This is a genomic window from Pseudomonas sp. G1002 (genome assembly GCF_013385455.1).
Taxonomy (GTDB): domain Bacteria; phylum Pseudomonadota; class Gammaproteobacteria; order Pseudomonadales; family Pseudomonadaceae; genus Aquipseudomonas.
Window position 1 is genome coordinate 1 of the sequence record NZ_JACAPY010000027.1, and the last position, 21,860, is coordinate 21,860.

Annotated in this window: 22 protein-coding genes; 10 read left to right on the forward strand and 12 right to left on the reverse strand. The window is 60.4% G+C overall.

Annotated features, from left to right (window positions below; all coding sequences use genetic code 11):
• Positions 1-203: 203 nt before the first annotated feature.
• On the reverse strand, positions 204-1,403 hold the full coding sequence (gene tyrS / locus HX801_RS14240; RefSeq protein ID WP_177022277.1) for a tyrosine--tRNA ligase: 1,200 nt from the start codon (positions 1,401-1,403) through the stop codon (positions 204-206).
• A 211-nt stretch (positions 1,404-1,614) separates the two neighbouring features.
• Here tyrS and HX801_RS14245 point away from each other — a divergent pair, with 211 nt between their 5' ends.
• Both HX801_RS14245 and HX801_RS14250 read left to right on the forward strand, forming a co-directional pair.
• Positions 1,615-3,030, forward strand: coding sequence for a peptidoglycan DD-metalloendopeptidase family protein (locus tag HX801_RS14245; protein WP_003210931.1), 1,416 nt, complete (start codon positions 1,615-1,617; stop codon positions 3,028-3,030).
• A 3-nt stretch (positions 3,031-3,033) separates the two neighbouring features.
• A complete protein-coding gene (locus HX801_RS14250; RefSeq protein ID WP_003210933.1) occupies positions 3,034-4,125 on the forward strand; it encodes an anhydro-N-acetylmuramic acid kinase in 1,092 nt (363 codons plus the stop codon).
• Positions 4,126-4,191: 66 nt separating this feature from the next.
• Here the strand turns inward: HX801_RS14250 and erpA are convergent, their stop codons facing one another.
• Both erpA and argC read right to left on the reverse strand, forming a co-directional pair.
• Complete coding sequence (erpA, locus tag HX801_RS14255; RefSeq protein ID WP_003176443.1) at positions 4,192-4,542, reverse strand: iron-sulfur cluster insertion protein ErpA; 351 nt, start codon at positions 4,540-4,542, stop codon at positions 4,192-4,194.
• A 162-nt stretch (positions 4,543-4,704) separates the two neighbouring features.
• On the reverse strand, positions 4,705-5,739 hold the full coding sequence (gene argC / locus HX801_RS14260) for an N-acetyl-gamma-glutamyl-phosphate reductase (RefSeq protein WP_003210935.1): 1,035 nt from the start codon (positions 5,737-5,739) through the stop codon (positions 4,705-4,707).
• A 136-nt stretch (positions 5,740-5,875) separates the two neighbouring features.
• Between argC and hemJ the strand changes: the two genes are divergently transcribed.
• The 6 genes from hemJ to coq7 all read left to right on the forward strand — a co-directional run bounded on the left by hemJ (position 5,876) and on the right by coq7 (position 10,406).
• Complete coding sequence (gene hemJ, locus HX801_RS14265; RefSeq protein ID WP_003210937.1) at positions 5,876-6,304, forward strand: protoporphyrinogen oxidase HemJ; 429 nt, start codon at positions 5,876-5,878, stop codon at positions 6,302-6,304.
• A 24-nt stretch (positions 6,305-6,328) separates the two neighbouring features.
• The gene (locus HX801_RS14270) at positions 6,329-7,297 is read left to right on the forward strand and encodes a nitronate monooxygenase family protein (RefSeq protein WP_003210939.1); all 969 of its coding nucleotides are present in this window, start codon (positions 6,329-6,331) and stop codon (positions 7,295-7,297) included.
• A 63-nt stretch (positions 7,298-7,360) separates the two neighbouring features.
• A complete protein-coding gene (locus tag HX801_RS14275; RefSeq protein ID WP_003210940.1) occupies positions 7,361-8,326 on the forward strand; it encodes a DUF805 domain-containing protein in 966 nt (321 codons plus the stop codon).
• Positions 8,327-8,388: 62 nt separating this feature from the next.
• Complete coding sequence (locus tag HX801_RS14280; RefSeq protein ID WP_003210941.1) at positions 8,389-9,177, forward strand: SDR family oxidoreductase; 789 nt, start codon at positions 8,389-8,391, stop codon at positions 9,175-9,177.
• Between the two features lie 46 nt (positions 9,178-9,223).
• On the forward strand, positions 9,224-9,562 hold the full coding sequence (locus HX801_RS14285; protein WP_003210943.1) for a histidine triad nucleotide-binding protein: 339 nt from the start codon (positions 9,224-9,226) through the stop codon (positions 9,560-9,562).
• A gap of 196 nt (positions 9,563-9,758) precedes the next feature.
• The gene (gene coq7, locus HX801_RS14290; protein ID WP_003210945.1) at positions 9,759-10,406 is read left to right on the forward strand and encodes a 2-polyprenyl-3-methyl-6-methoxy-1,4-benzoquinone monooxygenase; all 648 of its coding nucleotides are present in this window, start codon (positions 9,759-9,761) and stop codon (positions 10,404-10,406) included.
• Between the two features lie 64 nt (positions 10,407-10,470).
• Here coq7 and HX801_RS14295 read toward each other — a convergent pair whose 3' ends face one another.
• Positions 10,471-10,893 carry an OsmC family protein gene (locus HX801_RS14295; protein WP_003210947.1) on the reverse strand — a complete coding sequence of 141 codons (423 nt, stop codon included), beginning with the start codon at positions 10,891-10,893 and terminating at the stop codon, positions 10,471-10,473.
• 250 nt (positions 10,894-11,143) lie between these two features.
• Here HX801_RS14295 and crp point away from each other — a divergent pair, with 250 nt between their 5' ends.
• A complete protein-coding gene (gene crp, locus HX801_RS14300) occupies positions 11,144-11,788 on the forward strand; it encodes a cAMP-activated global transcriptional regulator CRP (RefSeq protein ID WP_003210949.1) in 645 nt (214 codons plus the stop codon).
• Here the strand turns inward: crp and HX801_RS14305 are convergent.
• Genes HX801_RS14305 through HX801_RS14320 form a run of 4 tightly spaced genes read right to left on the reverse strand, consistent with a single transcriptional unit; the run spans position 11,785 to position 14,968 of the window.
• Positions 11,785-12,480 carry a lipoate--protein ligase family protein gene (locus HX801_RS14305; RefSeq protein WP_177022448.1) on the reverse strand — a complete coding sequence of 232 codons (696 nt, stop codon included), beginning with the start codon at positions 12,478-12,480 and terminating at the stop codon, positions 11,785-11,787. The two genes, crp and HX801_RS14305, sit on opposite strands and share 4 nt — an antisense overlap.
• Positions 12,481-12,482: 2 nt before the next feature.
• Complete coding sequence (trpC, locus tag HX801_RS14310) at positions 12,483-13,319, reverse strand: indole-3-glycerol phosphate synthase TrpC (protein ID WP_063026793.1); 837 nt, start codon at positions 13,317-13,319, stop codon at positions 12,483-12,485.
• Complete coding sequence (gene trpD / locus HX801_RS14315; RefSeq protein ID WP_003210955.1) at positions 13,316-14,365, reverse strand: anthranilate phosphoribosyltransferase; 1,050 nt, start codon at positions 14,363-14,365, stop codon at positions 13,316-13,318. Before trpD ends, trpC begins: the two co-directional genes overlap by 4 nt.
• Positions 14,366-14,374: 9 nt before the next feature.
• Positions 14,375-14,968 carry an aminodeoxychorismate/anthranilate synthase component II gene (locus tag HX801_RS14320; protein WP_003210957.1) on the reverse strand — a complete coding sequence of 198 codons (594 nt, stop codon included), beginning with the start codon at positions 14,966-14,968 and terminating at the stop codon, positions 14,375-14,377.
• A 412-nt stretch (positions 14,969-15,380) separates the two neighbouring features.
• Here HX801_RS14320 and estP point away from each other — a divergent pair, with 412 nt between their 5' ends.
• Complete coding sequence (gene estP / locus HX801_RS14325; RefSeq protein WP_008434445.1) at positions 15,381-17,303, forward strand: esterase EstP; 1,923 nt, start codon at positions 15,381-15,383, stop codon at positions 17,301-17,303.
• A 138-nt stretch (positions 17,304-17,441) separates the two neighbouring features.
• Here estP and trpE read toward each other — a convergent pair whose 3' ends face one another.
• From trpE to HX801_RS14345, 4 genes are all read right to left on the reverse strand, one after another.
• On the reverse strand, positions 17,442-18,923 hold the full coding sequence (gene trpE, locus HX801_RS14330) for an anthranilate synthase component I (protein WP_003210962.1): 1,482 nt from the start codon (positions 18,921-18,923) through the stop codon (positions 17,442-17,444).
• Positions 18,924-18,991: 68 nt separating this feature from the next.
• Positions 18,992-19,810 carry a phosphoglycolate phosphatase gene (locus HX801_RS14335; RefSeq protein ID WP_003210964.1) on the reverse strand — a complete coding sequence of 273 codons (819 nt, stop codon included), beginning with the start codon at positions 19,808-19,810 and terminating at the stop codon, positions 18,992-18,994.
• Positions 19,807-20,481, reverse strand: coding sequence for a ribulose-phosphate 3-epimerase (rpe, locus tag HX801_RS14340; RefSeq protein WP_008434441.1), 675 nt, complete (start codon positions 20,479-20,481; stop codon positions 19,807-19,809). The genes HX801_RS14335 and rpe overlap by 4 nt, the downstream gene beginning before the upstream one ends.
• 83 nt (positions 20,482-20,564) lie before the next feature.
• Positions 20,565-21,713, reverse strand: coding sequence for an iron-containing alcohol dehydrogenase (locus HX801_RS14345; protein ID WP_003210968.1), 1,149 nt, complete (start codon positions 21,711-21,713; stop codon positions 20,565-20,567).
• Positions 21,714-21,860 lie beyond the last annotated feature (147 nt).

The window sequence follows — 21,860 nt, forward strand, 5'->3', positions numbered from 1 at the left end:
GCTTTCGACCGAGAAGATCGAAACGTTAATAGGGCCAAACAACACTGCCTTACTAACTCCTTCTGGGCTTCGATGATCTGAAGCTACTCGCTGTCGAAACCTACATAACTCTTTGTTTACCAAGGAGTTTTCCGTTTCGACTGCGCCGGAAGTGGGGCGAATTATAGACAGATATAAAACGCCGTCAACAGTTAATTTCAGGTTTATTCGGATTTAAGCGTAATACGCGCAAATGCCTTCTTGCCGGCCTGGCAAACGTGGGTCGCGCCCAGCTCGTATATAAAGGTGCGATCGACAACCTCACCATCTATACGCACACCGCCAGACCCCAGAAGGTCGCGCGCCACCGCCGAGTTCTTCACCAGGCCCGCCTTATTAAGGACGGCAGCGATCGGCATTGCCTCGCCAGCAGTCAATTCAATCTCAGGCAGATCATCCGGCAGCTCGCCATCCTTCATACGGTTACCCGCAGCACGGTGAGCACTGGCCGCAGCCTCTTCACCATGGAAGCGCGCAACAATCTCTTCAGCCAGCTTGATCTTCACATCCCGCGGGTTAGCCCCAGCTTCCACTTCAGCACGCAATGCATTGATCTCATCCATCGAGCGGAAACTCAACAGTTCGAAGTAACGCCACATCAGCGCATCCGGAATCGAAACCAGCTTGCCGTACATCACACCCGGCGCTTCCTGGATACCGACATAGTTACCCAGGGACTTGGACATCTTCTTGACGCCATCCAGCCCTTCCAGCAACGGCATCGTCAGAATGCACTGAGCCTCTTGCCCATACGCACGCTGCAGCTCACGCCCCATCAGCAGGTTGAACTTCTGATCGGTACCGCCCAGCTCGACATCGGCACGCAACGCCACCGAGTCATACCCTTGAACCAACGGGTACAGGAACTCATGGATCGCGATCGGCTGATTGGTGGAGTAGCGCTTATCGAAGTCATCGCGCTCGAGCATGCGAGCAACGGTGTATTGGGACGTCAGACGAATGAAGTCCGCCGGCCCCATCTGATCCATCCAGGTGGAGTTGAAGGCCACCTCGGTCTTGGCCGGATCAAGAATCTTGAAGACCTGGGTCTTGTAGGTCTCGGCGTTATCGAGAACCTGCTCACGGGTCAGCGGCGGACGCGTAGCGCTCTTGCCGCTCGGATCGCCGATCATCCCGGTGAAGTCACCTATAAGGAAGATCACCTGATGCCCCAGTTCCTGGAACTGGCGCAGCTTATGAATAAGCACCGTATGCCCAAGGTGCAGATCCGGCGCCGTCGGATCAAAGCCGGCCTTAATACGCAGGGGCTGGCCACGCTTGAGCTTTTCGATCAGCTCAGCTTCGACCAACAGTTCTTCCGCACCACGTTTGATCAGCGCTAGCTGCTCTTCAACCGACTTCATAACAGACCCGCAAGGCTCAGATTCAAAAGGGAACCAACCATACAAGATCAGGGACTAATTACAAGTTTTGCCCTGCGCACGGACACCGTTCAGCAAGCCCAGCGTTCGCAAGCTTGCACCACAGATGATTTGGTTATATTTTATACAGTTATTTCATCTTCATCATGTCATTCATCTTTTCCAATTCATCTTTTCAAAGTCAAAATTACTTATGACCACAGAACCGTCTAAAGCGCCGCCGCTTTACCCGAAGACCCACCTGCTCGCCGCAAGTGGGATCGCCGCCCTTCTGAGCCTGGCACTCCTGGTATTTCCTTCCAGCGACGTAGAAGCCAAACGAACGACCCTAAGCCTTGACCTTGAAAGTCCGGTTGAGCAACTGACACAAGATCAAGACGCTTCCGACGCACTTCAAGCCACAAATGGCGCAGCCGAATCGCCGTTTGCCCAGATCGAAAGCAGCGCCGAAGACACCAAGGAAACCGCGCAGGCCGAACCTGCGGTAGTAGAGGCACCCAAGAACCCGCTGCACCGGGAAGTCATTGTTGCCAAGGGCGACACCCTTTCGACCCTGTTCGAAAAGGTCGGCCTCCCCGCCGCGACGGTCAACGATGTACTGGCAAGCGACAAGCAGGCCAAGCAATTCACCCAACTCAAGCATGGCCAGAAGCTTGAATTCGAACTGGCGCCCGACGGCCAGTTGACCAACCTGCACAGCAACGTCAGCGACCTGGAAAGCATCACCCTGACCAAAGGCGCCAAGGGCTTTGCGTTCAACCGCATCACCACCAAGCCGGTCATGCGCTCCGCCTATGTACACGGCGTGATCAACAGCTCGCTGTCGCAGTCCGCCGCCCGCGCCGGCCTGTCCCACAGCATGACCATGGACATGGCCAGCGTGTTTGGCTACGACATCGACTTCGCCCAGGACATTCGCCAGGGTGACGAATTCGACGTGATCTACGAACAGAAGGTCGCCAACGGCAAGGTCGTCGGCACCGGTAACATCCTTTCTGCGCGGTTTACCAACCGTGGCAAGACCTACACCGCCGTGCGCTACACCAACAAACAAGGCAACAGCAGCTACTACACCGCCGACGGCAACAGCATGCGCAAGGCGTTCATCCGCACCCCGGTTGACTTCGCCCGTATTAGCTCGCGTTTCTCGATGGGTCGCAAGCATCCAATTCTGAACAAAATTCGCGCTCACAAAGGCGTCGACTACGCCGCCCCGCGTGGCACGCCGATCAAGGCTGCCGGTGACGGCAAGGTCTTGCTGGCCGGTCGCCGTGGCGGCTACGGCAACACCGTGATCATCCAGCACGGGGCCACCTACCGTACGCTGTATGGCCATATGCAAGGTTTCGCCAAGGGCATCCAGACCGGCGGCAACGTCAAGCAGGGCCAGGTGATCGGTTACATCGGCACTACCGGGCTGTCCACCGGCCCGCACTTGCACTACGAGTTCCAGGTCAACGGCGTGCACGTCGACCCACTGGGCCAGAAGCTGCCAATGGCCGACCCGATCGCCAAGGCCGAGCGCGCTCGCTTCCTGCAGCAGAGCCAGCCATTGATGGCCCGCATGGACCAGGAGCGCTCTACTCTCCTGGCTTCGGCGAAGCGCTAAGCCATGTCGCTCTATATAGGTGTGATGTCCGGGACCAGCCTTGATGGCTTGGACATTGCGCTGATCGAGCAAGGCCCGGCGATCAAGCTGATCGCCACCCACTACATCCCCATGCCTGAATCCCTGCGTTCCGAGCTGCTTGGCCTGTGCGCCAGCGGCCCGGACGAGATTGCCCGTTCGGCGCTCGCGCAGCAGAACTGGGTGACGCTTGCCGCCCAAGGTATTCACGCCCTACTCGATCAGCAGAACCTCAAGCCCCAGGACATTCGAGCGATTGGCAGCCACGGCCAAACCATTCGTCACGAACCTGCACGGGGTTTTACCGTGCAGATCGGCAACCCGGCGCTGCTCACCGAATTGACGGAAATCACCGTCGTCAGTGATTTCCGTAGCCGCGATGTCGCCGCCGGAGGCCAAGGCGCCCCGCTGGTGCCTGCATTTCATGAGGCACTGTTTGGCGAGCGTACGGGCAACCGCGCCGTACTGAATGTGGGCGGCTTCAGCAACCTCAGCCTGATCGAGACCGGCAAACCGGTCGCGGGCTTCGACTGCGGCCCGGGGAATGTCCTGCTGGATGCCTGGATTCACCAGCAACGCGGCGAGAACTTCGACCGCGATGGCCAGTGGGCTGCCAGCGGGAAGGTTGAACCCCAGCTACTCAAGGCATTGCTCAGCGATCCGTTCTTTGTGACCAAGGGGCCAAAAAGCACCGGTCGCGAAGTCTTCAACCTGGGATGGCTTGAGCATCACCTGGGACGATTGCCGCCATTCGCAGCCCAGGACGTGCAAGCCACATTGCTCGAGCTGACTGCCCTGACCATCGTCGAATCCCTGCAAACCGCCCAACCACAGACCGAAACCCTGCTGGTCTGCGGCGGCGGCGCCCACAACGCAACCTTGATGAGCCGCCTGAGCGCCCTGCTGCCGGCGACCCAGGTCAGCAGCACCGCCACCTGCGGCGTAGACCCTGACTGGGTCGAAGCCATGGCGTTCGCCTGGCTGGCCCATTGCTGCCTGGAAGGCATCGCCGCCAACCGCCCCAGCGTCACCGGCGCCCGCGGCCTTCGTGTACTCGGCGCGATCTACCCCGCCTGAATCCCACACAGCAAAACGCCGCTTGGCCCTATCAAGGCCAAGCGGCGTTTTTATATCCGCTGTCGATCAGATCGAGAACGAAGACCCGCAACCACAAGTGGTGGTGGCATTCGGGTTCTTGATCACGAAGCGCGAACCTTCCAGACCTTCCTGATAGTCCACCTCGGCTCCTGCCAGGTACTGGAAGCTCATCGGATCGACAACCAGGCTGACGCCCTCGCGCTCAACGATGGTGTCGTCATCGGCCACGTCTTCATCGAAGGTAAAACCGTACTGAAACCCTGAACAACCGCCGCCCGTAACAAATACGCGCAGCTTCAAGCGATCATTACCCTCTTCATCGACCAGGCTCTTCACCTTGTGCGCAGCACCGTGGGTGAATTGCAAAGCCGTGGGGGTGAAGGATTCAACGCTCATGCTGATAATCTCCCGGCGTAGCGCCGCCATATGCGTGATGGCGGGCATTATCCGCTTCTCCTAGAAAAGCGGTCAACTATTGTTACGGTATATCAATCTGCGCAGCGGCCATTAAAAACACGAAAGGCCCGATCAACGGGCCTTTGCGCAACAGCAGAAAATTTACGGCAGCATGCCCGCGTGGGACAGGCCCAGCTTCTCATCCAGGCCAAACAGGATGTTCATGTTCTGCACAGCCTGGCCCGAAGCGCCCTTGACCAGGTTGTCGATGACCGACAATACCACCACCAGGTCACCATCCTGTGGACGATGCACTGCGATACGGCACACGTTGGCACCGCGCACGCTGCGGGTCTCCGGGTGGCTGCCCGCCGGCATCACATCGACGAACGGCTCATTGGCATAGCGCTTTTCAAACAGCGCCTGCAGGTCTACCGAGCGATCAACGACCGTCGCATACAGTGTGGAGTGGATCCCGCGGATCATCGGTGTCAGGTGCGGCACAAACGTCAGGCCGACATCCTTGCCCGCAGCACGACGCAGCCCCTGGCGAATTTCCGGCAAGTGACGATGGCCTTTGACTGCATAGGCTTTCATGCTTTCCGACGTCTCGGAGTAAAGCGAACCTACAGCGGCCCCACGACCAGCACCACTGACGCCCGACTTGCAGTCAGCAATCAGCCGCGATGCATCCGCCAGCCCGGCTTCCAGCAATGGCAGGAAACCCAACTGCGTAGCCGTCGGATAGCAACCCGGCACGGCGATCAGGCGTGCTTGCTTGATCTGCTCACGATTGACTTCCGGCAGGCCGTACACCGCCTCTTCCAGCAACTGCGGTGCACCGTGAGGCTGGCCGTACCACTTGGCCCACTCATCGGCGTCCTGCAGGCGGAAGTCTGCCGACAAGTCGATCACCTTGGTGCCGGCGGCCAGCAACTCGCCCGCCAGGGCATGGGCCACACCGTGAGGCGTGGCAAAGAACACCACATCACACGCGCCCAGGGTCTTGATATCCGGAACGCTGAACGCCAGGCCGTCATAGTGGCCTCGCAGGTTCGGGTACATATCGGCCACAGCCAGGCCGGCCTCGGATCGGGAAGTGATCACCACCACCTCAGCTTGCGGATGCTGAGCCAACAGACGCAGCAATTCGACACCGGTGTAACCCGTGCCGCCGACGATACCGACCTTGACCATAAACCTGCCCTCAACGAACCCACTGGAAAGCCGTCGATAATAGGGTTCGTATCGTCCTGCGACAACCTTCAACATGACGTGTAGACGCAAGAGCCACTACTATCTTCAGCTACCGTGAACCTGGGAATAACTAAAAATGCTTTATCTATGGGTCAAAGCCTTTCATATCGTCAGCATCGTCTGCTGGTTTGCCGCGCTGTTCTACCTTCCGCGCCTGTTCGTCTACCACGCCCAAAGCGAGGACACCATCAGCAAGGAACGCTTCAGCGTGATGGAGCGCAAGCTGTACCGCGGCATCATGGGCCCGGCGATGATCGCCAGCCTGGTGTTCGGCGGCTGGCTGATCTACCTCAACCCGGCCATCTTTCAATCCGGCGGGTGGATCCACGCCAAGTTGACTCTGGTAGTACTGCTCATCGGCTACCACCATATGTGCGGCGCGCAGGTAAAACGTTTCGCCCGTGGCGAAAACACCCGCAGCCATGTCTTTTATCGCTGGTTCAATGAAGTGCCAGTTCTGATATTGCTGGCTATCGTAATTTTGGTCGTGGTCAAACCGTTCTAATCTCTATTACTCGGGGTACTTCCAATGTCGCTGCCCGCTTCGCTCGAACACAGTCTGCGCCTGCCCGTCGTGGCTGCGCCGATGTTTCTGATCTCCAACCCGCAACTGGTGCTGGCCTGCTGCCGCAACGGGATCGTCGGCAGCTTCCCTGCCCTCAACCAGCGGGAAAGCAGCGGCTTCAAGGCGTGGCTGGAAGAAATCGAAGCGGGCCTGGCGCTGCTGGATAACCCGGCGCCCTATGCGGTCAACCTGATCGTGCACAACAGTAACCCGCGGGTGGAAGCTGACCTGGCGATCTGCGTCGAGCACAAGGTGCCGATCGTCATCACCAGCCTGGGCGCGGTGAAAGAATTGGTAGACGCGGTGCATAGCTACGGCGGCCTGGTATTCCACGATGTCACCACCCGGCGCCACGCCGAAAAAGCCGCTGAAGCCGGCGTCGATGGCCTGATCGCCGTTGCGGCGGGCGCCGGTGGCCACGCCGGCACCTGGAGCCCGTTCTCGCTGATCGCAGAAATCCGTCAGTTCTTCGACAAAACCCTGCTGCTCGCCGGTTGCCTGAACCACGGCCACGAAATCCTCGCCGCGCAACTGCTCGGCGCCGACCTGGCCTATTTCGGCACGCGTTTTATCGGCACCACCGAAAGCCATGCCCCGGATGCCTATAAAGAGATGCTGCTCACATCGCGCGCCGCCGACATCGTGCACACTCCAGCCGTCTCCGGTGTTCCCGCAAGCTTCATGCGCCAGAGCCTGGAAAATGCCGGTTTCGACCTCGCCGCACTGCAAGGCAAGGGTGAAGTCAATTTTGGCTCCAAGCTCAAGCCACTCAACGACGAAGCCAAAGCCTGGAAGACCGTGTGGTCCGCCGGCCAGGGCGTCGGAGAGATTGATGATTTGCCCAGCGTCGATGAACTCGTGGCCCGCCTGGATGCCGAATACCGCAAGGCGCTCGAGCATGCGGCACAATTGCCTGAACGCTGGCCACGCTGATCCGCGATCCAAAGCCTGCTGATCAAGGCAGGCCTCCCCTATTCAAGTGACAAGGATGCCCGCATGAGCGACAACCGTTTCAAGATTGTGTTTGATGGCGCATTGCTCCCGGGTGTCGAAAGCACCACCGCCAAGCTGAACCTCGCCGAGTTGTTCAAAAGTGATGTCGACGCGATCGAAAAGCTTTTCACCGGCCGCCCGGTCGCGCTGAAACGCGACCTTTCCCGCGCCGATGCCGAGACCTATCTGCAAGCGCTGAAAAACGCCGGGGTGGATGCGCGGATAGAAGAAGAGCAGCCGGTCGCCTTCAGCCTTGCCGAAACCCATGAAACGGACTCCGGCAGCGCGACTGACTACACCCGCCCCGCCGCATCGCCTTACGCCCCGCCCCGGGCCGCGGTTGGCGAGAACCTGCCGGAGTTTTCCACCCTTAAGGTATTCACCGTCAACGGCCGGATCGGACGCCTGCGCTTCCTGGCGTGGACGCTGGTGCTGAGCGTGGTGATCCTCCTCGTCTCAAGCGTGTTCTTCACCGTCGGACTTGGTATCGCTGCGGTCTCTCCGACGATTGCCATGGTCATTGGCTTCCTGGTGGGGATTGCCATACTCGTGGCCGCTGTGTGGGTCAGCGTACAGATCACCGTGCAGCGCCTGCATGACCTGGGCTGGTCCGGCTGGCTGTGGTTCCTGCATCTGGTGCCCTTCGTTGGCAGCATCTTCCCGATCCTGCTGATGGTCCTCCCCGGTAACACGGGCGCAAACCAGTACGGCGCGCCACCACCGCGTAACTCCACTGCGGTGAAAATCCTCTCCGCATTGTGGCTCGCATTCATTCCGCTGGTATTTGCCGGCGCGGTGTTGGTGGGCATGAGCGGCTACCTGGATCAACTGGAAAGCGATGTAGGTGGCAGCTACGAAAGCAGCTCCATCAACTCCGATGACGACAGCGACCAGGCCACCACCGTCGATGAAGTCGATGTGCAAAGTGCTGACGACACAGCCGAACCTGTAGACTCTACGCAACAGTGAAAAACGCCCGACGCCTGTGACGCCTCTGTCACAGGCCCGGTAGCGTTGCGATGGAGAAACGCATGACCCGTTACGCTCTGATCACCGGTGCCTCCAGCGGCATCGGCCTGGCCTTGGCCGAAGCACTGGCCCGTCGCGGCCGCAGCTTGATTCTGGTGGCCCGCCAGCGTGATCAGTTGGAAAGCATTGCAATCGAATTGACTCAGCGCTTCGGCGTCGAGGTGCTGTTCCGTGCCTGTGACCTGGGCGAGCCCCTGCGGCTCTCCGGGTTCCTGCTGGAACTGGAAGAAGGCGAGCGGCAAATCGACCTGCTGGTCAACTGCGCCGGCATCGGTACCAGCGGCCCGTTCCTGGCGCAGGACTGGATGACCGAGCAGGACCTGATGGAGGTCAACATCCTCGCCCTGACCCGCATGTGCCATGCCCTCGGCAACGCCATGGCCCTGCACGGCGGCGGGCAGATTCTCAACGTCGCGTCGGTTGCCGCGTTCCAACCCGGCCCGTGGATGAGCACTTACTACGCCAGCAAGGCCTACGTGCTGCACTTTTCCGAAGGCTTGCGCGAGGAACTGAAGACCTGCGGCATCAAGGTTTCCGTCCTTTGCCCCGGCCCGACCCGCACCGCATTCTTCGGCACCGCCCAAATGGACACCGCCAAGCTGGATCGCAGCCAACAGTTGATGAGCCCGGAAGAAGTCGCGCTCTACACCGTGCGTGCGCTGGCCAGGAACAAAGCCATCATCATTCCCGGCCGGCGTAATCGCTGGCTGGCGTTCAGCCCGCGCCTGAGCCCGCGCTGGCTGACCCGCAAGATTGCCGGCGCGATCAACAAGGCCTATTGCCCGCGCTGATCGCCTGAGTACACTCACCCTGCACTTTCACAATGGAGAAACAGCTGTGGATACTCTGTTCACCAAGATCATCAACAGAGAAATACCCGCGAAGATCATCTACGAGGATGACCAGGTCCTGGCCTTTCACGACATCGCGCCAATGGCACCCGTGCATTTCCTGGTGATTCCGAAAAAGCCGATCCGCACCCTCAACGACCTCACCGAGGAAGACAAGGCGCTGGCCGGGCATATCCTGTTCACCGCCCAGCGCCTGGCGGTTGAGCAAGGCTGTGAAAAGGGCTTCCGTGTGGTGATGAACTGCAACGAAGATGGCGGACAGACCGTTTATCACATCCACATGCATGTTCTGGGTCAACGCCAGATGAACTGGCCGCCGGGCTGAGCACTACCTGTGGCGAGGCAGCTTGCTGTGGCGAGGGAGCTTGCTCCCGCTGGGCTGCGTAGCAGCCCCAAAAACGAGAGCGCTGCGCACTCCAACGCGAGCAAGCTCCCTCGCCACACAAGCAATTTGACCCAGCGCAAACGCTTCCCCCTCTCTTGCGGTAAACTGGCCGCCGAGATTCTTCCCGGAGGTCAGCATGACTACCCAACGTCACTACTCGCCGATTGATCGTCTGTTGCTGCAAGCCGATACGGCCATGCGCACGCTGCTGCCATTCAGCGGCCAACCGCACCGCCCGTCGCCCGCCATCGTGCGGCCCGAAGCGCAGATGAGCGAGACCGACACCCGCCACGTCGCCGGCCTGATGCGTATCAACCATACCGGCGAGGTCTGTGCCCAGGCGCTGTACCAGGGCCAGGCCCTGACCGCCAAGCTGCCGCAAGTGCGCGCTGCGATGGAACATGCCGCCGAAGAAGAAATCGATCACCTGGCCTGGTGCGAACAACGCATTCGCCAGTTGAACAGCCATCCGAGCGTGCTGAACCCGCTGTTCTACGGCTTATCGTTTGGCATTGGTGCGGTGGCCGGGCTGATCAGCGACAAAGTCAGCCTGGGTTTTGTGGCCGCCACCGAGCATCAGGTGTGCAAACACCTCAATGAACACCTCGAGCAACTGCCGGCTGAAGACGAAAAGTCCCGGGCGATTCTTGAGCAGATGCGCATTGATGAAGAACATCACGCCGAAAGCGCGCTGGACGCGGGCGGCTTCCGCTTCCCGGCACCGGTGAAATTTGGCATGAGCCTTCTGGCCAAGGTCATGACCAAAAGCACGTACCGCATCTAGTTTCAGCAGAAAACAAAAAAGGGCGCTATCAAGCGCCCTTTCTTTTTGCCTGCCGATTGAAGAATCAGCCCAACTCAATGATCTCGTAATCATGAGTGATGGCAACGCCCGCAGCGCCCAGCATGATCGAGGCCGAGCAGTACTTCTCTGCCGACAACTCGATGGCCCGCTTGACCTGGGCTTCTTTAAGCGCCCGGCCCTTGACGACAAAGTGCATGTGGATCCTGGTAAACACCTTCGGGTCTTCGGTGGCACGCTCGGCTTCCAGGAATGCTTCGCAGCTTTCCACCGCCTGGCGGGACTTCTTCAGGATGCTCACCACATCGAAATTGCTGCAACCGCCTACACCGAGCAGGAGCATTTCCATCGGGCGTACGCCCAGGTTGCGGCCACCGGCCTCCGGCGGGCCGTCCATGACCACCACGTGGCCACTGCCCGACTCACCGAGGAACATGGCTTCGCCCGCCCATTGGATGCGTGCCTTCATCGCCCAGACTCCACTGCTAAAAAAGGGTCGCCAGCTTAGCACAGCACTTTGGGCCGGCAGCGTTTCCCATGAAAGCGATCAACAGCAGGGTTTGCTGGGTAAATTCCCTAATGAAGTCAGAATGTGTCTGTTAAGCTGGCGCCAAATCAATGGCGCATTGCCATCCATTGGATGATGTAGCTTAGCCGTTGATCGCGCTGGATAAAAAAACAAGCTCACCAACACCGTGCAGTCTTTTCGGGATACAACCATGGTTGCTATTACTCCCACACCCAAAATCAAGAACCTCGACAAACTGCTGATGCATTGTCAGCGCCGGCGTCATCCAGCCAAGCACAACATCATCTGCGCGGGCGAGCGCTCGGAATCCCTGTTCTTCATTATCAAAGGCTCGGTCACCATCCTGATCGAGGATGACGATGGTCGCGAAATGATCATCGCCTACCTCAATACCGGTGATTTCTTCGGTGAACTCGGGCTTTTCGAACAAGCCGGCAAGGAACAGCAACGCAGTGCCTGGGTGCGGGCCAAGGTCGAATGCGAAGTCGCCGAGATCAGCTATACGAAATTTCGCGAACTGGCCCAGCAGGATCCCGACATTCTGTACGCCCTGAGCGGCCAGATCGCACAGCGCCTGAGAGACACCACGCGCAAAGTCGGCGACCTGGCGTTCTTCGACGTCACCGGCCGGGTTGCCCGCTGCCTGCTGGAGTTGTGCAAGCAACCGGACGCAATGACCCATCCCGACGGGATGCAGATCAAGATCACCCGCCAGGAAATCGGGCGGATCGTCGGTTGCTCAAGGGAAATGGTTGGCCGTGTGCTCAAGGACCTGGAGGAACGCAACCTGGTGCATGTCAAAGGCAAGACCATGGTGGTCTTCGGTACGCGTTAAACCGGCAGGAAACTCGCAAGCATCTGACGGTACAACGTATCAAGCCGGGCAATCGCATCTGGCGCCGCAAAGGCTTCGTGCAGGGCGATGTGGCTTTCGGCGCGCACCCGTTGTTCCAGGCCGCATGCTTCATTGAAGCGATTGACCGCGGCGATCAATTCGACGCGATCGTCATCCAGCAGCAACGCACCATGCACCAACCCCACCGGGCGCCCGCCACTCTGGCGCCAGCGCTGGGCGGTACCGACCATTTTGCGACCATCAAGGTTGACGTTGTAGCGACCGTCGCAAAACGCACCGTCGATCTCGCCCACCGACGCGTTGCCACCCAACTCGGTCAGCAGGTCGCAAATCGGCTGGCACAGACGCTGGTAGCCGATTTCGATACGGCCCTGGTCGCCTTCACTGCGTGGTGGCGCGTAGACCAACGCGATATTGACCGTGGCTGCCGATTGCGGGACAGGCTCACCGCCCGTTTCCCGCAGCAGCACCGGCCAACCGGCGTCTGCCGACACCTGGCTGGCGGTCTCGAATGCCGGAAGGCGGCTCAAACGACGAGGCATCACCAACGCTTGATCGCTGGGCTGCCAGAACAGCAGGCCGAACGGTTGCTCGCCGGCACAGACCGCGGCGAGCAAATCCTGCTCGGCCTTAAGGCCTGCCTCGACCGTCATCGCCACCGGCTGGGTCATCATCAATCCAGGGTCGAGCCACTGACGGCAACGCCACGCTCCGGGAAGAACAGGCGCTGCAATTCAGCCCCCGGGTTCTCGGCACGCATGAAGGTTTCGCCGACGAGGAACGAGTACACGCCGCTGATTTCCATCAGTTCCACATCGGCGCGATTGACGATGCCGCTTTCGGTGATCACCAACCGGTCGCGCGGGATGCGCGGCAACAGGTCGAGGGTGTTTTCCAGGCTGACTTCGAAGGTGTGCAGGTTGCGGTTGTTGACGCCCACCAACGGTGTGTCGAGGGTTTTCAACGCGCGTTCCAGTTCATCACCGTCGTGCACTTCCACCAGCACGTCGAGGCCGACGCTCTTGGCCACGGCCGCCAGTTCGGCCATCTTCACGTCATCCAGTGCGGAGACGATCAACAGCACGCAATCGGCGCCCAAGGCACGGGCTTCGACGATCTGGTAGGGGTCGACCATGAAGTCCTTGCGGATCACCGGCAGCGAGCACGCGGCACGTGCTTGCTGCAAGTACAGGTCGGAACCCTGGAAGAAGTCGATATCAGTCAACACCGAGAGGCACGTCGCGCCGCCCTTTTCATAGCTCTTGGCAATGTCTTCAGGGATGAAGATCTCGCGAATCACGCCCTTGCTCGGCGAAGCCTTCTTGATTTCAGCGATAACGGCCGGCTGTTTTTCCTTGGCCTGCTTGATCAGCGCATTGGCGAACCCACGCGGTGCATCGGCGGTTTTCGCCAGGCCTTCCAGCTCAGCCAGGCTGACCCGGGCACGGCGCTCGGCGACTTCTTCTGCCTTGCGGGCCAGGATTTTTTCCAGAACGGTCGGAACACTCATCCTTCATTCTCCACTTTGAACACCGCAGTAAACGCACCCAGTTCTTCGAGCTTTTCGCGCGCCAGCCCGGTATGCAATGCATCATGAGCGAGGGCAACACCCTCTTTAAGACTGTAGGCGTGATCCGCGGCGTACAGCGCCGCACCGGCGTTGAGCACAATCATTTCTGCGGCTTTCTGTCCGTTTTCGGTCTTGCGGCGTCCCAGGGCATCGCGAATCAGTTCAAGGGAGGCGGCCGGGCTTTCTACCGCCAGGCCGTGCAGGCTCTGGCTTTTCATGCCGAGGTCTTCTGGCTCGACCCAATACTCGGTGACCTGGTCGTTCTTCAGCTCCGCCACGAAGGTCGGTGCTGCCAGGCTGAACTCGTCGAGGCCATCCTTGGAATGCACCACCAGCACGTGCTTGCTGCCCAGGCGCTGCAGGACTTCAGCCAATGGCCGGCACAGCGCCTGGCTGAACACGCCCACTACCTGATGCTTCACACCGGCCGGATTCGTAAGCGGGCCGAGCATGTTGAACAGGGTACGCAAGCCCAAGTCCTTGCGCGGGCCGGCGGCGTGTTTCATCGCGCCGTGATGGGACTGGGCAAACATGAAGCCGATGCCGACATGATCGATGCAGCGCGCCACTTGTACCGGGGTCAGGTTCAGGTAGATGCCTGCTGCTTCCAGCAAATCGGCGCTGCCGCTTTTACCCGACACCGCGCGGTTACCGTGCTTGGCCACGGTGCAGCCGGCAGCGGCCACCACAAAGGAAGAAGCCGTCGACACGTTGAAAATGTTCGCACCGTCGCCGCCGGTGCCGACCACGTCGACCACGCCGTCGAGGGTCTTGAGTTCAACCTTGTCGGCCAGCTCACGCATGACCGACACAGCGCCGACGATTTCGTCGATGCTCTCGCTCTTCATGCGCATGGCCATCATGAACGCGCCGATCTGCGCGTCGGTGCATTGACCGGTCATGATCTCGCGCATCACATCGCTCATTTCAGCGGTGCTCAGGTCCAGATGGCCGACGATACGGCTCAGGGCAGTCTTGATATCCATGAAAAGTCCTTAGCGCGTGCCGCCGCTCTGCTTGAGAAAGTTAGCGAACAGCTCGAAGCCCTGCTCGGTCAAAATCGATTCCGGGTGAAATTGCACCCCTTCGACGTTCAGTGTCTTGTGACGCAGGCCCATGATCTCGTCGACCGAGCCATCTTCCAGCTGGGTCCAGGCCGTCAGCTCAAGGCACTCGGGCAGGGTTTCACGCTTGACCACCAGCGAGTGGTAGCGGGTTACCGTTACCGGCAGGTTCAAACCCTGGAATACGCCCTGGTCCTTGTGAAATACCGGGCTGGTCTTGCCGTGCATTACCTGGCGGGCGCGGACGACGTCGCCACCGAAGGCCTGGCCGATGGACTGATGGCCCAGGCACACGCCCAGGATCGGCAGCTTGCCGGCAAAGTATTGGATGGCTTCGAGGGAGATGCCCGCTTCGGTCGGCGTACACGGGCCTGGGGAGACGACGATGCGTTCAGGGTTCAACGCGGCGATCTGGGCCACGGTCAATTCGTCGTTGCGCACCACCTTGACCTCGGCGCCGAGCTCGCCCAGGTACTGCACAACGTTGTAGGTAAAGGAGTCGTAGTTATCAATCATCAGCAACATGTGGGTTAAAACCTCTTGAATTCACTGACTTCTAATGACGGCCTTCCAAGGGAGTGACCCGCTGCCAGACGCACTTTCCGGTTGCCGGGGTTGGTCGGCAAGGGGCGTTTAACAGAGGGTGAAGAAGGCAAATCGGTACAGGTCCGGCGGGGCCGGTAGAGAAAAGTTAGGCGCGCCAACGCCAACGGGCGTGTGCCTTGACTACTCGCATCAAGAGTTTGCTGATGATCAACACGGGGAGGGTCTCATTCATACGTTCAGGCACAGTAACGTAGCCTCGCCAACGGTGCAATATCGAGCCGCAAATACGGGGGAAACTGCCCGACTGATAATTGGCGTCAAACTTTTCAGAACCCTTCCAAGGGCGCTACAGTCACAGTGCTGACAAAAAAACAAAATCATGGACGGACTCATGACCAAGATGCCCTATTTCACCCCCATCGTCGGCTGCCTCTTGGCGCTGGCATGCTCGCAAGCCTTCGCCGCACCCTCGCCTTATTCGACGATGGTCGTTTTCGGTGACAGCCTGGCCGACGCCGGTACATTTGCCGACCCTGGCGCACCGGGCTCAACCTATCGCTTCACCAACCGCACCGGCCCGCAATACTTCGACGGCAGCGGCGAAAGCACATCGCTGATCTCCTCGACGTTATTGGGCGGCAAGCTGGGTGTTGCCCCGGGCGACCTGAATGCCTCGACCTCGCCGGAGCGCGCCGCGCTGGGCCAGCCAGACGGCAATAACTGGGCCGTCGGCGGCTACACCACCCAACAGATCTACGATGCCATCACCGGTAATTCCACCGTCACCGACAGCGACACCGGGCAGGTATTGCGTACACGTCCCGGATACCTGGCATCAACGGGGGGCCGAGCCGACCCCAACGCCTTGTACTTTCTCTCCGGCGGCGGCAATGACTTCCTCGACGGCCTGGTCCTCAGCCCCGACCAGGCCTCGGCCGCAGCCGGGCGCCTGGCCGACAGCGCCCAGGCGCTGCAACAGGCTGGCGCCCGTTATGTAATGGTATGGATGCTGCCGGACCTGGGCCTGACACCTGCCGTCAATGGCACCCCGCTCCAAGGGGCCGTCAGCACCCTGGCCGGCGCGTTCAACCAGACCCTGGTACAGCGCCTGTCGCAAATCGATGCGCAGATCATCCCGCTGAACATTCCGTTGCTGCTCAAGGAAACCTTTGCCGATCCCGGGCGTTTTGGTTTTGCCACCGACCAGAACCTCAACCAGACGTGCTTCAGCGGCACCACCTGCAGGAATCCGGTGTATGGCGTCGGCGGCACCAATCCGGACCCGACCAAGCTGATTTACAACGACACCGTGCACCCGACCGAGGCCGGCCAGGTACTGATCGCCGACTACGCGTATTCGCTGCTGGCAGCCCCCTGGGAAATCACCCTGCTTCCGGAAATGGCCCAAGGCACCTTGCGCGCCCATCAGGATTCATTGCGCAACCAATGGCAAGCCGACTCCCGTAGCTGGCAGGCCGTGGGCCAATGGCGGGCGATCGTCGACGCTGGCGGCCAGCACCTGGACTTCGATGATCAGAACAGCTCGGCCAGCGGTGACGGCAGCGGCTATAACCTGAACATCGGTGGCAGCTACAGGCTCAATGACGAGTGGCGCGTGGGTGTGGCAGCAGGCTTCTATCGCCAGAGTCTTGAGGCTGGCGCCAGCGATTCGGACTACAAGCTCAACAGCTACCTGGGCACCGCGTTCGCCCAGTATCAAGAGGACCACTGGTGGGCCGACGCCGCATTGACCGGCGGCAAACTGGACTTCGACAACCTCAAGCGCAAGTTCGCCCTGGGCATCAGCGAAGGCACCGAGAAAGGCGACACCGACGGCTGGCTATGGGCATTGAGCGCACGGGTTGGGTATGACATCGCCGAGCCAAACAGCGAATGGCACTTCTCACCCTTTATCAGCGCTGACTATTCGCGGGTCGAGGTGAATGGTTATTCGGAGAAAGATGCCCGTTCCACCGCGCTGACCTTTGATGACCAACAGCGCGACTCCAAGCGTTTGGGAATCGGATTACAAGCCAACTACCGCTTCACCCCGCAAACCCTGGTGTTTGGCGAAGTGGCCCACGAGCACGAGTTTGAAAACGATACGCAGCGAGTGGGCATGTCCCTCAACAGCGTGCCGGGGATTGATTTCAAACTGGACGGCTACACGCCACGCAGCAATTCAGATCGCTTGAACCTGGGGATTACCCACAAGGTGACCAAGGACCTGGCGTTGAACGCGGCCTATAACGTGAGAAAGGATGACAACTTTACCCAGCAAGGGCTGAGTGTCGGGGTGAGTCTGGATTTCTGACTCGGACTTGAAACTGACAAATACCAAATGTGGGAGCGGGCTTGCTCGCGAAAGCGGTGCGACAGTCGCCTTATATATCGACTGATACTCCGCCTTCGCGAGCAAGCCCGCTCCCACATTTTTGATCTACGTCTGACTTCAGTCCTGCGGGGTCTGCTCAGCCAACGCCACCGCGCGGAACATCGCCCGGCGCTTGTTCAGCGTCTCTTCCCATTCCAGGGCCGGTACCGAGTCGGCCACAATCCCGCCGCCCGCCTGCACGTGCAGTTCGCCGTCCTTGATCACCGCCGTACGGATCGCGATCGCAGTGTCCATATTGCCGTTCCAGGCGAAATACCCCACCGCGCCGCCATACACACCCCGCTTCACCGGCTCCAGCTCGTCGATGATTTCCATCGCGCGAATCTTCGGTGCGCCCGACAAGGTGCCCGCCGGCAGGATCGCCCGCAGTGCATCCATCGCCGTCAACCCGGCCTTCAGCTCGCCGGTGACGTTGGACACGATGTGCATCACGTTGGAGTAACGCTCGATCACCATCTTCTCGGTGAGCTTCACCGAACCGATTTCCGAGACACGCCCGGTGTCATTGCGGCCCAGGTCGATCAGCATCAAGTGCTCGGCGATTTCCTTGTCGTCGCTCAACAGGTCCTGTTCCAGCGCCAGGTCGGCCTCTTCGGTCGCACCGCGAGGGCGGGTGCCGGCAATCGGGCGTACGGTGATCAGGTTGTCTTCAACCCGCACCAGCACTTCCGGCGAACTGCCCACGACGTGGAAGTCGCCAAAGTTGAAGAAGTACATGTACGGCGTCGGGTTGAAACAGCGCAGCGCCCGGTACAAATCAATCGGCGCGGCCTTGAAGTCGATGGACATGCGTTGCGACGGCACCACCTGCATGCAGTCACCGGCAAGGATATATTCCTTGATGGTATCGACCGCACGCTCGTAGTCATCCTGGGTAAAGCTGGAGCGGAATACCGGGTCAGCCGCCGGTGGACGGCTGAGGTCCAGGCCGCGACGCGGGGTGATCGGCTGGCGCAGTTTTTCCAGCAGCGCTTCCAGGCTCGCCTGGCCTTGCTCGAACGCATCGGCCTGGGAAGGATCCGCCAACACGATAGCGTGCATCTTGCCCGCGAGGTTGTCGAACACCACCACCGCGTCGGAAACCATCAGCAGAATGTCCGGCACACCCAACGGATCGGGGTTCGGGGATTTGCCCAGGCGTTTTTCCACGTAGCGCACGCAGTCGTAGCCGAAGTAACCCACCAGGCCGCCGTTGAAGCGCGGCAGGCCGGCGATGGTCGGCACGTTGTAGCGCGCCTTGAATTCCTCGACGAAGGCCAGCGGGTCTTCCACATCGTGGCTTTCGATCTCGACGCCGTCCAGGGTGATGCTCACATGGTGATCATGTACCCGCAGCACCGTGCGGCACGGCAGGCCGATGATCGAATAACGGCCCCACTTCTCGCCGCCCTGCACCGACTCCAGCAGATAGGAGTTGGGCTCGTCGGCCAGTTTCAGGTAGATCGACAATGGCGTGTCGAAGTCGGCCAGGGTTTCGCAGGCCATGGGGATACGGTTGTAGCCGGCAGCGGCCAAACGCAGGAATTCTTCGCGGATCATGAGGTGCCTCGTGGCTTGAGGGTCTAACGGTCAGGTGTGCAAACGTGCCGCAGCGCGGCGAGGATCAGTCAGGCGCGCCAACGCCAGCGGGCCAGGGCCTTGATGACTTTCATCCAGAGTTTGCGAGTGACCACCACGATGGGATTTCCAGAAGGGGATGGAACAGCGTCGGGCAACGTTATCTCAGCGCCCGTTCCCAAGCAACCGGGGATTAACAGGCGCAGGTCATCAATCACCAGCGCCGGGGATTCTTCGGCAATCGGCCGGCCATGGTTGTAGCCGTAACTCAAGGCCACGCACTTGACCCCCGCCGCTTTCGCCGCCAGCACATCACTGCGCGAATCGCCGACAAACAGCGATTGGGAGGCCGGGATATTGGCCATTTTCATCACGAAGAACAGCGCGGCCGGGTCGGGCTTCTTCTGCGGCAAGGTATCGCCGCCGATGATCCAGCGGAAATACCGGCCGATCTTCATCTGGTCCAACAGCGGTGCGACGAAACGCTCCGGCTTGTTGGTGATCAGGGCCATTTCCACGCCCTGCTTGTGCAGCCATTTCAGGGTGTCGCGCACGCCGGGATAAACCACGGTGAGTTCGTGGCCGTTTTCGTAGGCCACGTTGAACAGCTCAAGCGCATGCTCGGCTTCCACATCATCGACACCCTCGGCCTCGATGTTGTTGGCCAAGGCCCGACGCACCAGCATCTGCGCGCCATTGCCGACCCACTCGCGCACCGACTCGATACCCGCCGGCTTGCGCCCCAGCTTGAGCAGCATCTGGTCCACCGCCGCGGCCAGGTCCGGCACTGAATCGATCAACGTACCGTCCAGATCGAACATCACCAGCCGTGGCAGTTTGCCGGGGAACAGTTGCTCAAAGCCACTCATGGGCGCGCCAGCGCCAGTTCTGCACGCATCTTGGCGATCACTTCCTGATAGTCCGGGGCATTGAAGATTGCCGAACCGGCCACAAAGGTGTCGGCACCGGCCGCGGCGATTTCGCGGATGTTGTTGACGTTGACGCCACCGTCGATCTCCAGGCGGATATCACGGCCCGACGCATCGATCAGCGCCCGCGCTTCACGCAGCTTGTTAAGAGTGCCGGGGATGAACTTCTGCCCGCCGAAGCCCGGGTTGACGCTCATCAGCAACACCATGTCGACTTTGTCCATCACGTACTCAAGCACGCTCAGCGGAGTGGCCGGGTTGAACACCAGGCCCGCCTTGCAACCGCCCTCGCGGATCAGTTGCAGGGTGCGGTCCACGTGCAACGTGGCTTCCGGGTGGAAGGTGATGTAGGTCGCGCCGGCTTCGATGAAGTCACCGACGATGCGGTCCACCGGGCTGACCATCAAGTGCGCATCGATAGGCGCGGTCACGCCGTATTTACGCAGGGCGGCGCAGACCATCGGACCAATGGTCAGGTTCGGCACATAGTGGTTGTCCATGACATCGAAGTGAACGAAGTCGGCACCGGCGGCCAACACGTTGTCGACTTCCTCGCCCAGGCGGGCGAAGTCGGCGGAGAGAATCGATGGAGCAATGACGAAGGGCTGCATGACGCACCTTTTTGAGCTAAATCACGATGGCGCGCATTGTATACCTCATGCTTTGCCGCGCGCACCGTGACCTCGCTCAATGGTTAATAAGCTGCCCGGTAGATTTTCTCGATATCCGCGGCGCTGAGCTTGCGCGGATTGTTGCGCATCAGCCGCTCGATCCCCGCCGCTTCTACCGCCATGGCCGGGATCGCGTCTTCAGGCACACCGAAGCTGCGCAGGCCGGACGGAATCTCGACTGCGGCACACAGTCGCGTCATCGCATCGACGGCCTGGTCGGCGGCATCCACCGCACTCAACCCCGTGATATTCACGCCCATGGCCTCGGCTATCTCCTGCATGCGCTCCACACACGCCAGCTTGTTCCAGTGCATCACGTAGGGCAGCAGCAAGGCGTTGCTTACGCCGTGGGCGATGTTGAAACGCCCGCCCAACGGGTAGGCCAACGCATGCACCGCGCCCACGCCGGCATTCCCGAACGCCATCCCGGCCATCAGGCTGGCGGTGGCCATGTCGTCCCGGGCCTCAAGGTTGGCGGGGTTGGCGTAGGCCTTGGGCAACGCCTTGGCAATCAGTTTGATCGCCCCGATGGCCAGTGCATCGGTGATCGGCGAGGCATTCAGCGACAGGTAGGATTCGATGGCGTGCACCAATGCGTCCACCCCACTGGCGGCGGTGACGCTGCGGGGGCAAGTCAGGGTCATCTGCGGGCTGATCAGGGCCACGTCCGGCAGCAGGTAATCACTGACGATGCCTTTTTTCAGTTGCGCGACCTTGTCCGACAGAATCGCCACGTTGGTCACCTCCGAACCGGTGCCGGCGGTGGTGGGAATCGCGATCAGCGGCGGGCCTTTGCGCGGCACCTGGTCCACGCCGAACAGGTCGGCCAGGGCGCCGTGGTAACCGGCGTAGGCCGCCACGCTCTTGGCGATGTCGATGGCACTGCCGCCGCCGACGCCGATCAGGCCGTCATGCCCGCCTTCGCGGTAGACGCGCATGCAGTCCTCGACGATGGCGATTTCCGGGTCGGGCAGCACGCGGTCGAAAATCTCGTAGGTCCGTTCGCCCAGGTGTTCCAGCGCCAGCGCCACGGTGCCGGACTTGACCAGTGCCGCATCGGTGACAATCAGCGGGTTGTCGACATCCAGCCGCGTCAGCTCGGCGGCCAGTTGCTCGATGGCGCCTGGGCCGGTGAGCAGTTTGTGGGCGATCTTGAATGAGGAAGTACTCATGTGCGCGGCCTCTTATCAGTTATGGGCTGGCACAAGATTAGCTGACTTGGGCTGGTTGTCTTGCATTCAGCTACTGAATAGACACAAACCCAATGTGGGAGCGGGCTTGCTCGCGAAGGCGGTAGGCCAGTCGATATCTCCGTTGAC